Source organism: Nonomuraea ferruginea (genome assembly GCF_039540635.1).
Lineage (GTDB): Bacteria > Actinomycetota > Actinomycetes > Streptosporangiales > Streptosporangiaceae > Nonomuraea > Nonomuraea ferruginea.
This window is the reverse complement of record NZ_BAABFD010000006.1, coordinates 202534-215031: the sequence shown is the minus strand read 5'-3', so window position 1 is coordinate 215031 and position 12498 is coordinate 202534. Positions and strand designations below refer to the sequence as shown.

Annotated in this window: 15 protein-coding genes, 1 tRNA gene and 1 pseudogene; 12 read left to right on the top strand and 5 right to left on the bottom strand. The window is 68.4% G+C overall.

Features of this window, described 5'->3' with window-relative positions:
* The first annotated feature begins 12 nt into the window (after nucleotides 1-12).
* The 8 genes and pseudogenes from ABD999_RS13995 to ABD999_RS43920 all read left to right on the top strand — a co-directional run.
* Nucleotides 13-219 carry a hypothetical protein gene (locus tag ABD999_RS13995; RefSeq protein WP_271276091.1) on the top strand — a complete coding sequence of 69 codons (207 nt, stop codon included), beginning with the start codon at nucleotides 13-15 and terminating at the stop codon, nucleotides 217-219.
* 11 nt (nucleotides 220-230) lie between these two features.
* Nucleotides 231-539: a beta propeller repeat protein gene (locus tag ABD999_RS13990; RefSeq protein ID WP_271276092.1), complete on the top strand. Its 309-nt coding sequence runs from the start codon at nucleotides 231-233 to the stop codon at nucleotides 537-539.
* On the top strand, nucleotides 536-2239 hold the full coding sequence (locus ABD999_RS13985; RefSeq protein WP_271276093.1) for a VanW family protein: 1704 nt from the start codon (nucleotides 536-538) through the stop codon (nucleotides 2237-2239). Before ABD999_RS13990 ends, ABD999_RS13985 begins: the two co-directional genes overlap by 4 nt.
* 59 nt (nucleotides 2240-2298) lie before the next feature.
* Complete coding sequence (locus tag ABD999_RS13980) at nucleotides 2299-2673, top strand: BlaI/MecI/CopY family transcriptional regulator (RefSeq protein WP_271276094.1); 375 nt, start codon at nucleotides 2299-2301, stop codon at nucleotides 2671-2673.
* Between the two features lie 16 nt (nucleotides 2674-2689).
* Nucleotides 2690-2980 carry a hypothetical protein gene (locus ABD999_RS13975; RefSeq protein ID WP_271276095.1) on the top strand — a complete coding sequence of 97 codons (291 nt, stop codon included), beginning with the start codon at nucleotides 2690-2692 and terminating at the stop codon, nucleotides 2978-2980.
* A gap of 70 nt (nucleotides 2981-3050) precedes the next feature.
* Nucleotides 3051-3767 carry a hypothetical protein gene (locus ABD999_RS13970; protein ID WP_271276096.1) on the top strand — a complete coding sequence of 239 codons (717 nt, stop codon included), beginning with the start codon at nucleotides 3051-3053 and terminating at the stop codon, nucleotides 3765-3767.
* Between the two features lie 361 nt (nucleotides 3768-4128).
* Nucleotides 4129-4644 carry a hypothetical protein gene (locus tag ABD999_RS13965; RefSeq protein ID WP_271276097.1) on the top strand — a complete coding sequence of 172 codons (516 nt, stop codon included), beginning with the start codon at nucleotides 4129-4131 and terminating at the stop codon, nucleotides 4642-4644.
* A gap of 48 nt (nucleotides 4645-4692) precedes the next feature.
* Nucleotides 4693-4982 (top strand): annotated as a pseudogene (locus ABD999_RS43920) (IS1634 family transposase); the annotation flags it as partial.
* Between the two features lie 197 nt (nucleotides 4983-5179).
* Here ABD999_RS43920 and ABD999_RS13955 read toward each other — a convergent pair.
* Both ABD999_RS13955 and ABD999_RS13950 read right to left on the bottom strand, forming a co-directional pair.
* Nucleotides 5180-5253 (bottom strand) — tRNA-Pro (locus ABD999_RS13955).
* Between the two features lie 72 nt (nucleotides 5254-5325).
* Nucleotides 5326-6219 carry a metallophosphoesterase gene (locus ABD999_RS13950; RefSeq protein WP_271276099.1) on the bottom strand — a complete coding sequence of 298 codons (894 nt, stop codon included), beginning with the start codon at nucleotides 6217-6219 and terminating at the stop codon, nucleotides 5326-5328.
* Between the two features lie 59 nt (nucleotides 6220-6278).
* Between ABD999_RS13950 and ABD999_RS13945 the strand changes: the two genes are divergently transcribed.
* Entirely contained in the window at nucleotides 6279-6734 is a 456-nt protein-coding gene (locus ABD999_RS13945) for a GatB/YqeY domain-containing protein (RefSeq protein ID WP_271276100.1), read from the top strand.
* A 45-nt stretch (nucleotides 6735-6779) separates the two neighbouring features.
* Here the strand turns inward: ABD999_RS13945 and ABD999_RS13940 are convergent, their stop codons facing one another.
* The gene (locus ABD999_RS13940) at nucleotides 6780-9035 is read right to left on the bottom strand and encodes a transglycosylase domain-containing protein (protein WP_271276101.1); all 2256 of its coding nucleotides are present in this window, start codon (nucleotides 9033-9035) and stop codon (nucleotides 6780-6782) included.
* Between the two features lie 241 nt (nucleotides 9036-9276).
* On the opposite strand from ABD999_RS13940, the gene ABD999_RS13935 reads away from it, so the two are divergent.
* Complete coding sequence (locus tag ABD999_RS13935; protein WP_148036282.1) at nucleotides 9277-9573, top strand: WhiB family transcriptional regulator; 297 nt, start codon at nucleotides 9277-9279, stop codon at nucleotides 9571-9573.
* Between the two features lie 44 nt (nucleotides 9574-9617).
* On the opposite strand, the gene bagB is transcribed toward ABD999_RS13935, so the two are convergent.
* Complete coding sequence (gene bagB / locus ABD999_RS13930) at nucleotides 9618-10745, bottom strand: ATPase BagB (protein ID WP_219544801.1); 1128 nt, start codon at nucleotides 10743-10745, stop codon at nucleotides 9618-9620.
* Nucleotides 10742-11743 (bottom strand): ATPase BagA, encoded by a 1002-nt coding sequence (gene bagA, locus ABD999_RS13925; protein ID WP_271276102.1) that lies wholly within the window; start codon nucleotides 11741-11743, stop codon nucleotides 10742-10744. Before bagA ends, bagB begins: the two co-directional genes overlap by 4 nt.
* A gap of 76 nt (nucleotides 11744-11819) precedes the next feature.
* Between bagA and sp36 the strand changes: the two genes are divergently transcribed.
* Both sp36 and ABD999_RS13915 read left to right on the top strand, forming a co-directional pair.
* A complete protein-coding gene (gene sp36, locus ABD999_RS13920) occupies nucleotides 11820-11975 on the top strand; it encodes a Sp36 family protein (RefSeq protein WP_090945153.1) in 156 nt (51 codons plus the stop codon).
* Nucleotides 11972-12430, top strand: a complete 459-nt coding sequence (locus ABD999_RS13915) for a RidA family protein (RefSeq protein ID WP_148036284.1) — start codon at nucleotides 11972-11974, stop codon at nucleotides 12428-12430. Before sp36 ends, ABD999_RS13915 begins: the two co-directional genes overlap by 4 nt.
* The last annotated feature ends 68 nt before the right edge of the window (nucleotides 12431-12498 follow it).

Genomic DNA, 12498 nt, shown 5'->3' with positions numbered 1-12498 from the left:
GCAGCACGATGCATGGCGATCTACCAGGGAGACGCCCGCCAGGTGCTCGCAGAGATGCCCGCAGGCTCGGTGGACTGCATCGTCACCAGCCCGCCGTACTGGGCCTGCGCCACTACTGCCGCACATATCGGTCCATTGATGCAGGTATGGTCCAGTAAAGCCCGCGATGCAGGCGGCAGTCAGGGTTGCCTGCGTGGGCTGAAGTACTATATCGGCTAGTAGGGTGAGTCATGCGCGATCCACGGCTTCGTGCCGCAACCGCGGGCGACAAGCTGTACGCCCACGACGGCCGGACCGGCCGCGTACGGTCGAGTCCCGGCGACGGCGAGAGCTGGACTCCGCTGGTGGGTGTGGACGCCGAGAGACGCGTTCAAACCAGCTGTGACGGCGGGCGCACCTGGCAGGCCGGCGGCGCGGGGCGAGTCGTCGCGTTCGCCGCCGTTGACGGCAACCGGCTGCTCGCCGCCCTCGAAGACGGCACTGTCCACGAGTCGCGGAACAAGGGTGGCGACGTCGCCTTCCGACCGGCGGGCACATGAGCGATCATCACCCGCGCCAGGACCGGAGCCGCCTGCGCTCGCCCGGCGTGCTCATCCCGGCCGTCGCCGTCCTCGTCGCGATACTGGCCTACGCCGTGCCGGCCGTTCTGCTCGCCGGCGAGGTTCCACCCGGTACGCGGGTGGACGGGGTCGACGTCGGCGGAATGTCACCCGAGGCCGCCCGCTCCCGGCTGGACGAGGAGCTGAGGAAGCGAGTGGAGGAGCCGTTGACGCTGATCGCCGGGAAGAAGCGGGAACAAGTGACACCCGCCGAGCTCGGGTTCGGCTTCGACACCGGGGCGACGGTCGAGGTCGCCATGGACGGCGCCGTCACCCCGGTAGGCGTCGCCCGCTCGCTCTTCGGCAGTCGCGAGGTTCCTCCCAAGGTCACCGTGGATCAGGGGCGGCTCACCGCCGCGCTCGGGGAGCTGGCCGAGAGCGTGCACCAGAAGCCCAGGGAAGGCAGTGTCCGCTACCGGGGACTGGAGCCGCGAGCTGTCCTGCCCAAGCCCGGCCGGGCGCTCGACCCCGACCAGGCGGCGCGAGCCGTACGGGCGGCCTTCGAGCAGGGCCGTACGTCAGTGGAACTGGACGTCCGCGCGACGCCGCCCAAGGTCACCGCCGCCGAGGTCCGTCGTGTCACCGCGACCACCGCGCGCACGGCGGTCGCGTCGCCGCTCACGCTTACCAGCGGCGGCAAGGAAGCCGCCGTGTCCAGAGAGCAGTTGGCCGCGGGCCTGCGTTTCGTCTCGGACGGGCAGGGTGGTCTGCGTCCGTCCTTCAAGGCTTCCGAGATCGCTCCGGCCCTGGGCAAGGCACTGCTGGCGACGCCTCCGAAGGACGCCTCCTTCAAAATCGTCAAGGGCAAGCCGCAGGTCGTCCCCTCCCGGCCGGGGCGGGGCGTCGACACCAAGGCGATCGGCCCGGCGATCGCCGAGGCCGTGGCAGCGGGAGAGCGCACCGTCGAGTTGCCCGCCGTGGCACGACAGCCGCGGGTGACGACCGCCGAGGCGAAGAAGCTGGGCGTCAAGGAGAAGGTCAGCTCGTACACCACGCACCACCCGTGCTGCGCTCCTCGCGTGACCAACATCCACCGCATCGCCGACATCCTCGACGGTTATGTGGTGCGGCCGGGCGAGACGTTCTCGCTCAACGGCGTGGTCGGCAAGCGCGACAAGGCGCGCGGCTTCGTCGAGGCGCCGATGATCCTCAACAACCGCTTCGTCAACGACGTGGGCGGAGGCATCTCGCAGTTCGCCACCACCATGTTCAACGCGGTCTTCTTCGGCGGCTTCGAAGACGTCCAGCACAGGCCGCACCAGTACTACATCTCCCGTTACCCGGCCGGGCGGGAGTCCACGGTCTCCTATCCCCAGCCGGATTTCCGCTGGCACAACGACTCGCCGTACGGCGTGCTGATCAAGACCTCGTACACCGGCACCTCCATCACCGTGCAGTTCTGGAGCACCAAGCGCTACGAGATCGAGTCCGAGAGCTCGGCGCGCTACGACGTCAAGCCGGTCCCCAGCCTGACCGACTCGGGGCCCGACTGCATCCCGATGGGAGGCGCGGAGGGGTTCACCATCGACGTGTGGCGGATCTTCAAGGAGGACGGGAAGGTCGTACGCAAGCAGAAGTTCCACACCGTGTACGACGCGGAGCCCCGGCTCACCTGTGACGGGCCGGCATCGTCGCGGTGAACGCTCCGAAGGAACCGTTCAAGAAACGGTGTGACGACGACCACCAGTAGTATTACGGCATGTTGCGCGGCCTGGGCGAGCTCGAATCCACGATCATGGATTGGATGTGGGCCCGGCGCAGGCCGGCCTCGGTGCGTGAGGTGCTGGAGGGCCTTCGCCAGGAGCGGACGATCGCCTACACCACGGTGATGACCGTGATGGACAACCTGCACAAGAAGGGCCTGCTCAAGCGGCAGCCCGTCGGCCGCGCCTACGTCTACGAGCCGATCGCGTCCAAAGAGGCCTACACCGCCGACCTGATGCGCAAGGCGCTGGCGGGCAGTGACAACCAGGCGGCCACGCTCGTCCACTTCCTGGAACGGCTCACTCCGGAGGAAGCCGCAGCGCTTGAGGCGGCCTTGCAGGTGTTCCCGAACCGGGGTGGCCGGGCCTGATCGCCTCTCTCGTCCGGTGATCTACACGATCGCCGCCGCCGTGTACCTCCCCCGGTTAGGACGCAGGGCCACTGCCTGGGCGGCGATCGCGCTGTGGCAGGCGGCGGCCGCCTCGGTGGTCGCGTCCGTCGTGCTGGCCGCGCCGGCCTTCGCCGTGCCGGCCGAGGTCGTGGGGCACGGTCCGGCCGGGCTGTTCAAGGCGTGCGCGGCCCTGCTGAGTGACGGGTCCGGCCTGACCACCACGGGTACGGCGGCCCTGCTGAGCGGGCACGATCTTCACGGCGTCACCCGTTGTCCGCCGCACTGAACGCTCCGGGCGGGCCACGCGTATCTCATAGCGACAATGCCGAATCATTCACTATGTGGAATAGTATGTTTTGCTGCGCCTGACGCGCGGCGCGGCAGAGACCGAGACAGCCCACGACAAGGTGCGCGGGGAGAAGGCCAAGGTAGAGAAGATGGTCGACGCGCAGACCAAGCTCCTGCGGCGGCTCGGCGCCTTCCGCACCGGTGACCCCAACAGCAAGGGCATGGTCTATACCGGCCAGGCCTCCGGCAGCCCCGCACCGCATGGTCTCAATGGAGCTGGGGCGCCGACCGGCGCGTTCCGCTGGACGCCCTGCAACCCGGCGATCTGCTCTTCAGCGAAGGGCTGGGGCACATGGGATGTACGCGGGGGCCCGTCCATCGAGACCATGACCGAACACCTGCCCGGTCTCCGGCTGGTGTCCACGCTCGACGGTGCGGTCGATCATCTGGAGGGACAGTTCGTCGCCCGGCGCTTGGGCTTGGCCGCGTTTCCTGATCTCCTCCTCGAAGGTCAGGAAGGACTCGGCGAGGGCGAGGCCGAACGAGTGCAGCAGCTCAGCCGAAACCTCGATGTGGTGCAGGCGCAGGGTGTCCGCCGTGATCGCACGTTCGGTGCGGCCGGTCATGTCGGCGAGCTGGCGCATGGCCTGGCCTGTCGCGGTTTGGAAGGCTTCGGCGTAGATGTTGTGGCTGAGGCCGCCGATGGTGATCAGAGTGTGGTCGATGTCCCACAGGACCAAGGTCTTCCCGGCGCTCATCGTACGAGCCTAGCCTCCATCTTGTGATTTCGGCATGTATGGATGATTCCTATCCTCCCAGGTCATAAGCGACTTTCTTATGTTCTCGCGTGAAATTCGCCGCGAAAGCCGACGGCAGGAGAGGTAGCGGGTGGAGTGACCAGAAGGATCGGGTAGAAACTTATACGCCTGAGGATGACGTTCTTGATGACTTCCCCCACCCTCTGGAGGGCAAGGCCTGCTACTTCCGCCAGACTTGCGGATCGTGTCGACGACCGAAAGACCGTTCCGTCCCACGAGTGAGGCGACTCCGTTCACCGCTTCGAAGGAGCGTGGGCTGCCTGCGATGCTACGTCCACGACGGCCGGGGCTCGCCGCCCTTGCGGTCCTGCTCGTGCTCGGAGGTGCCTTGGCCACCACGCTGCTTGTGCAGCGCGCTGATCAGCGGATCTCCGTGATCCGGATCAATCAGCAGGTCGGCTCGGGGGAGGGATTCCGGCCGGCGGTCATGCAAGAAGCGCTGATCGCCGACGCCGGCGGGGAGTACGTGCTGTGGTCGGAACGCGAGCAGATCGCCAGGACAGTGGCCGCGGTGACGATCCTTCCCCACACGCTGCTCACCCGGGCGATGACCACGACGGCGAGCGAGAAACTTGCCGCGGGCAAGGCGCGGGTGGGCTTGGCCCTGAAGCCGGGTCAGGTGCCGAGCGATTTGAAACCGGGATACCGGGTGCAGGTCATCCACGCCCACCACACGAGGCAGGCCCGGCTTCTGGCACCCAGCGCGCTGGTGGACAGCGTGGTCGAGCAGCGCAACGGCACGACGATGGTCACGGTCGTGGTCGACAGCGCCGCGGCTCCGGAGATCGGAGCGCACGCGGCGGACGGTGACATCGTGATCGTGGAGCTGTCCGGCGAGCGTTAGAACCCATCAAGCGCCCTGGCAATGAGTGGTTGATTGATTACTCTACGCATGAAATCCGAACTGCTCCTGCGCCCGGTCTTCCACCGACTCGAGCACCGCATCCGCGCGCACGTGCTGATCTGCTGGCTGGCCCTGCTGCGGACCCGGGTCGCCGAGCGCGGATGTGGGCAAAGATAGCCCCGGATCAACCGCGAATTGTCCCGTCTGTCCCAGGTAACCCTCGCCGGACCGGCTGGAACCGTCGTCCACACGACCCCGCTACGACCCGTACAACGAGCCGTCTACAGGCACTTTCCATCACGCCGCCAGCCCGGGGCTCCGTCTTCGAGCCGACCTGACCCGACTGGCGCGTGGCTGCGGAGGGCGTAGGCACACGACCCTCTACGGTCCTGCACGCCTTCCCCCAGGTCAACCCTCAATTTCGGGCTCACGTGTGACTACCGACTGCGGAACCCGGAGTTCAGACATACGGTCAAACGATCGAGGGCCTGACCGCTGTCTCCAGCGATCAGGCCCTCGACCTGCAACTACAGTGTCGGGGTGGCGGGATTTGAACCCACGACCTCTTCGTCCCGAACGAAGCGCGCTGCCAAGCTGCGCTACACCCCGGTGCACACCGTCTTGCATGTGCGTGGAAAGTCTAGCCGACTTCGCGGGTGCTTGTGACCACTCGGCCCCGCCTCAGCGCCGGGGCACGAGGGTGAGCAGGGACGCCTCCGGGAAACAGGCGAAGCGGGCCGGGGCGTACGGGCTGGTGCCGAGGCCGGCGGACACGTGGAGCCAGGAGGAGTCGTGGCGGCTGAGGCCCTTGACGCGCTTCCTGTCGATGCCGCAGTTGGTGACCAGGGCGCCATAGAACGGGATGCAGAGCTGGCCGCCGTGGGTGTGGCCGGCGAGGAGGAGCTGGTAGCCGTCGTCGGCGAAGCGGGTCATGTTGCGCGGCTCGGGTGAGTGCATGACGCCGAGGCGGAGGTCGGCGTCGGAGGGGGCGGGGCCGGCCACGAGGTCGTAGCGGTCGCGGGAGATGTGGGAGTCGTGGATGCCGGCCACCGCCACGTCGAGGTCGCCGACCTTGACGCGGGCGGTGGTGTTGTTCATGTCGAGCCAGCCCTCGGTGGCCATGCCGGCGCCCAGCTCCTCCCAGGGGAGCGACGGGGTGTGCTGGCGGCGTTCGTTGCGCGAGGTGCGCCAGAGGTAGCGCAGGGGGTTCTTGGGCTGCGGAGCGTACAGGTCGTTGGAGCCGTACACGAACAGGCCGGGGCGGCGCAGCAAGGGCTCCAGGGCGTGCAGGAGCGACGGGACGGCGTCGGGGTGGGCGATCGAGTCGCCGGTGTTGACCACCAGGTCGGGCTCCAGCGCGCCGAGGGAGCGCACCCAGTTGATCAGCATGGTGCGCCGGGGCGTCAGGTGCAGGTCGGACAGGTGCAGGATCCGTACGGGGCGCTGGCCCCGCGCCAGGACCGGCACGTCGAACCGGCGCAACCGGAACGAGTTGCGCTCCACGATCGACGCGTAGGCCACGCCGGCCACGCCGAGCCCGAGCACTGACAGCGGCACTGCGACTGCTTTCCTCACCTCTTCATGATGCCCGACATCCGGCACGGGCCGTCCGCGCACGCGGCAAGATGGACCGCATGAGCGGACTGAAAGACAAGCTGAAGGCCGACCTGACGGCCTCGATGAAGAACCGGGACGAGCTCCGGCTGCGGACCATCCGGATGGCCCTGGCGGCGGTGAACGTCGAGGAGGTCTCCGGCAAGGCGGCGAGAGAGCTCACCGACGCGGAGATCATCAAGGTGCTGACCCGGGAGGCCAAGAAGCGCCGGGAGGCGGCGGAGGCGTTCGGCAACGCGGGCCGCGCCGAGCAGGCCCAGGCGGAGCGCGACGAGGAAGAGGTGCTGGAGGAGTATCTGCCCGCCCAGTTGTCCGACGAGGAGCTGGGCAGGCTGGTCGACGAGGCCGTGTCCGAGACGGGCGCCTCGGGCCCGCAGGCGATGGGTCAGGTCATGAAGGCGGTCAACCCGAAGGTCGCCGGGCGGGCGGAGGGTGGCCGGGTGGCCGCCGCCGTGCGCGCCAGGCTGGCGGGCTGACGTCGTGGCTGGACGGGCCTCCGGTGGAGCGGGCCCGTCCGTCAGTCAGTCGGCCGGCACCAGGCCGGTCTCGTTCCAGTCGCCCCAGCCGCGGTTGTTGTCGCCGCCGCGTCCCCGGTCGCCGCGGTCGTTGTCGCGGTCGAACAGGTCGCGCAGGTCGTCGAAGTCGCGGTCGCCGCGGTCGTCGCGCTCCTTCTTCTTCGGCTTGGGCGCGCACTTGTCGCTGCAGCCGCCGAAGCGGGACCGGTCGGCCGAGTGGAACTTGGCCGGCTCCACGCCCTTGAGGGCGGAGATCATCGATTCCTTCCAGATGGGGCCGGAGATCGAGGCGCCGTACACGTACGAGTAGTAGCGGCCGCCGATGGTCACGCCGATCAGGTTGTGGCTGAAGGCGCCGCGCGGGTCGCCGATGCTGACGGCCGACGAGAGGTTGGGCGTGTAGCCGGCGAACCAGGCGGCGGTGTAGTTGTCGGTGGTGCCGGTCTTGCCTGCGGCGTCGCGGCCGATGCCGCCGACCCCGCTCATCGTGCCCTTGGTGAACACGCCGGACAGGATGGCGCTGACCGCGTCGGCGACCTTCTCGTCCAGGACCTGCTCGCACTTGGGCTTGAACCGGGTGACCTTGCCGTCGCGGTCCTTGACCTCGGTGATGGCCAGCGGGGCGCAGTATTTGCCGCGGGCGCCGAGGGTCGCGTAGGTGTTGGCGACCGTCACCGGGTCGACCTCGTTGATGCCGAGGGTGAAGGTCTCGAACTCGCCCAGCTTCCCGCCGTCGGCCCGCTTGAGCCCCATCTTCTTGGCCGTCTTGACGGTGTCGCAGAGGCCGACGGACTGCTGCAGCTTCATGAAGAACGTGTTGACCGAGCCCCAGGTGCCGCTCTCCAGCGTCTTGAAGCCGCCGCCGCCCTCGCTGGAGTTGTTGACGGTGTGGGAGGGGTCGCCGACGCCGTTGCCCTTGCAGTCCTTGAACGAGCTGTAGCCGGTGGCGCGGTAGCCGTTGGGGGCGGGGAAGCCGTCGGCGAACTTCATGCCCTCCGCCAGCGCCGCGGTCAGCGTGTAGACCTTGGCGGTGGAGCCCTGCTGGAAGCCCCGGCCGCCGCCGTGCGCGGCGTCGGCGACCAGGTTGTAGGACATCTCGTTCTTCTTCTTGGAGTTGCCGAACTTGCGGGAGGCGGCCATGGCCTTGATCTCGCCGGTGCCCGGCACGACCATCGCCTGGGCGGCCACCGGCTTGTCCTTGGGGCTCACGTACTTCTTGATGGCCTTCTCGGCGGCTTTCTGCATCTTCGGGTCGATCGTGGTCTTGATCGTCAGGCCGCCGCGCTGGAGGAGCTTGAGCCGCTCCTCGGCGGTCTTGCCGAAGTCCTTGTTGAGGAGGATCTCGTTCTGCACGTAGAGGCAGAAGTACGGGTATGAGCTCTCCTCGCAGCCGCCGGGCATCTCGACGTCCTTCCAGCCCAGCTTCTTCTTCTTGGCCTCGTCGGCCTCCGGGCGGGTGATCGCGCCGACCTCGGCCATGCGGTCGAGCACGACGTTGCGCCGCTCCAGCAGCAGGGCCCTGGACTTGGGGCCGACGTTGGGGTCGGTGCGGGCGGGGTTCTGCACCGCGCCGGCGAGGGTGGCGGACTCGGCGAGGCTGAGCTCGGAGGCGGGCTTGTCGAAGAAGCGCCGGGCGGCGGCCTGGATGCCGTGGGCGCCCGCGCCGAAGTAGGCGATGTTGAGGTAGCGCTCGAGGATCTCGTTCTTGGTGTACTTCTGCTCGATCGCCATGGCGTAGCGCAGCTCGTTGAGCTTGCGTGAGACGGTCGTGGCGGTGGCGGCGGCCCTCTCCTCGTCGGTCTCGGCGGCGTTGACCAGCACTTGCTTGACGTACTGCTGAGTGATGGAAGAACCGCCCTGCGTGACGCCGCCGGTGGTAAGGTTTTTGATCAGAGCGCGGGCGGTGCCCTCGATGTCGATGGGCCCGTGCTTGTAGAAGCGGAAGTCCTCGATCGCGATCAGGGCTTTCTGCATGATCGGGGCGACCTTGTCGAGGCTGACCGACTGGCGGTTCTCGAAGTAGAACTGCGCGATCTGCTTGCCGTTCGCGTCGACCAGCTTGGTGCGTTCGGAGAGCGGTGGCTCTTCGAGCTCCTCGGGCTTGAGGTCGAGCGCTCCCACGGCCGACTTGGCGGAGACGCCCGCGCCGCCCACGGCGGGCAGCGCGACGGCGGCTGCGAGCACGCCCGCGGCCACGCCGGCCGTCGTCAGTTTGATGACGTTCAGGATCGGCGCGAAACGATCTTTGCCCTGAGCTTGCACGGTCCCAAGCCTACGTCGAAAGCGTGAGGCTAACGGTAACACCACACCATTTCGCCTTGACTGGTAGGGGTGACTAGTCATTCCCGGTCAAGAGTCCAGCGAGAATTTGGTCCTCTGGGGTCTGTCGGTCCGAAGGTCTCGTTGCGTACGTTCTCCCTGCGGCAACTGAATACGGAGGCTCGGCGCCCGCGCCCGTCGGCCCCAAATGACGACTGACCACCTAAGGGGAGTGGGGTCGAAAATGTGGATCACGGATTGGACCTCCCGTGCCGCCTGTCGAGGTGCGGACCCGGACGCGCTGTTCGTCCAAGGGGCTGCGCAGAACAGGGCGAAGCTGATCTGCCGAGGATGCCCGGTCCGTACCGAATGCCTCGCCGATGCGCTGGACAACCGCATCGAGTTCGGGGTGTGGGGCGGTATGACCGAACGCGAACGGCGTGCGCTGCTACGGCGGCGACCCGACGTGGACTCGTGGCGTGAGCTGCTCGAGTCCGCGAAGGAAGAGTACGAGCGGACCAACGAGCTGATCGCCGGCTGATCGGTCCAGGCGAGGCGCGGCCGGCGAAGTCGCCGGCCGCACTCTTATGCCTTCGCCATGAGCTCGCCGATGCGGCGCAGGCCGGCCAGGTCGTGCACGTCCTCGGACATCGCGGCGACCTGGGCGACCGGCACCGTCGGGTGCGCGGTCACGAAGCGGTCCTGCTCCCGGTGCTCGCGAGCCGCGAGTTGCATCCTCCCGGTGTGCAGCCGCAGCACAGCGGCGGTCAACTCGTGCTCGCCCCGTGATTGCAGGTCCTCGGCGGCCGCGGCGCTCCTCACTCCTGAGAGCGTCGCGGCCGGTGACTCGTGCACCCGGTTGACGACCAGGCCGGCGAGGGGCATGCGCTCCTCGGCCAGCCGCTCGACGAAGTAGGAAGCCTCGCGCATGGCGTCGCGCTCCGGCGCGGCGACCACGAGGAAGGCCGTGCCGGGCGCCTGCAGCAGCTTGTACGTGAGTTCGGCGCGCTGCCTGAAGCCGCCGAAGACGGCGTCGAGCGCTGACACGAACGTCTGCAGGTCCTTGATCACCTGGGCGCCGAGCAGTTTGGTCAGCGCGCCGGCGACGAACCCGAACCCGGCGTTGAAGATGCGGAAGGCGCTGCGCCCGCCGGCCTTGGCCGGGGCGGTGAGCAGCCGGATGAACCGCCCGTCGAGAAACCTCCCGAGCCGCTCGGGCGCGTCGAGGAAGTCGAGCGCGGAGCGCGACGGCGGGGTGTCGACGATGATCAGGTCCCACTCGTCGGAGCGGCGGAGCTGGCCGAGCTTCTCCATGGCCATGTACTCCTGGGTGCCGGCGAAGCTCGACGACAGCGACTGGTAGAAGGGGTTCGACAGGATCTGGCGGGCCCGCTCCGGGTCGGCGTGCGCCTCGATGATCTCGTCGAACGTACGCTTCATGTCGAGCATCATCGCGAAGAGCTGGCCGCCGCTCTCGCACTCGACGATGCGGCGCGGGGTGTTGTCGAGCTCGCTCAGCCCCATCGCCTGGGCCAGGCGCCTGGCGGGGTCGACGGTGAGCACCACGGCGCACCTGCCGCGCTCGGCGGCACGCAGGCCGAGCGCCGCGGCGGTGGTGGTCTTGCCGACGCCGCCGGAGCCGCAGCAGACGATGATGCGGGTGCCGCTGTCGTCGAGGATGGCGTCGATGTCGAGGGTGGCGGGCTTTCTCACGCTGCTCCCTGGGTGCGGATGCTCTCGGCCAGCTCGTACAGGCCCGCGAGGTCGACCCCGTCGGCCAGCAGCGGCAGCTCGTAGCTCGGCCGTTCGGCGGCGGTGAGGGTCTCGCGCTCGTCGCGTTCGATCTCGGTGCGGCGGGCGTGCTCGGCGAGCTCCTCGGCGAGCGCCTCGGCCAGGGCCTTGGCGTCGCCGCCGGTGGCCAGGCCGGCGGCCTCCAGACCGGCGACGAGCTCGGCGGTGTCGACGCGGCCCTTGACCGCCTTGTCGAGGACCGGCTGGGGGAGGAGCGGCTCGCGCACCATGTTGATGAAGACGCCGCCGGGAGGCAGGCCGGCCGCGCGAAGGTCGGCGAGGCCGTCGAGCGTTTCCTGGACGGGCATTTCTTCCAACAAAGTCACGAAATGCACCGCTGTTTCCGGGCTTTTCACGACGCCTCGTACGAGATCGGAATGGTTCTTGATGGGGCCGACCCTCGCCAGGTCCGCGACCTCCTCCGTGACGTTCAGGAAGCGCGTGATGCGGCCCGTCGGCGGCGCGTCGAGGACCACCGCGTCGTAGACCCGCTTGCCGTCCTTGCCGCGCCGGCGCACCGCCTCGCTGGTCTTGCCGGTGACCAGGACGTCGCGGAAGCCGGGGGCGATCGTGGTGGCGAAGTCGAGCACGCCCATCTTGGTCAGCGCCCGGCCCGCCCTGCGCATGCCGTAGAACATCTCCAGGTATTCGAGCATGGCCTCCTCGGGGTCGACGGCCAGCGCGTAGACGTCGCCGCCGTCGGGGGCCACCGCGATGCGGCGCTCCTCGTACGGCAGCGGCGGCAGGTCGAAGATCTGGGCGATGCCCTGCCTGCCCTCCACCTCGACGAGCAGCACCTTGTGCCCGCCCGAGGCGAGGGCGAGCGCGAGAGCGGCGGCCACCGTCGTCTTTCCGGTGCCGCCCTTGCCGGTGACGACGTGCAGTCGCACACCGTCCCAATCCGTGTCCCGAGAGTCCACGATTCGAGGCTACCGAACGGTCATTTGACGCAAGCCCACGAGTGCCCCGGAGATTGCTCACACTACGCTGATGGCCATGAAGAAATGGGAGTACCTCACGGCTCCGGTGCTGATCCACAACACCAAGATGATCCTCGACAACTTCGGCTCCGACGGCTGGGAGCTGGTCCAGATCCTTCAGGGCGCCACGCCCGAGCAGCTGGTCGCCTACTTCAAGCGGGAGAAGCAGTGACTCCGGAGCAGAAGATCGCCGACCTCGGGCTGGAGCTGCCCGAGGTGGTCGCGCCGCTGGCCGCGTACGTGCCGACCGTGCGGACCGGCAACCTGGTCTACACCTCGGGCCAGGTCCCGGTGGTGAAGGGCGAGGTGCGGTTCACCGGCAAGCTCGGCGCCGACGTCACCGTCGAGGACGGCCAGGAGGCGGCCAGGATCTGCGCGCTCAACGCGCTGGCCGCGCTGAAGGCGGAGGTCGGTGACCTGGCCGAGGTCAAGCGGATCGTCAAGGCCGTGGTGTTCGTGGCCAGCGCCCCCGACTTCACCGGGCAGCCGCAGGTCGCCAACGGGGCCAGCGAGCTGCTGGGCGAGGTGTTCGGCGAGGCCGGCAAGCACGCGCGCAGCGCGGTCGGGGTGGCGGCGCTGCCGCTGAACGTCCCGGTCGAGGTGGAGCTCATCGCCGAGGTGTCCTGAACGCCGGATATGTCACTATGACCGAGTGATGTTCTAGTTGGAGGTCATCGTGGCTGGTCTTCGGTTCT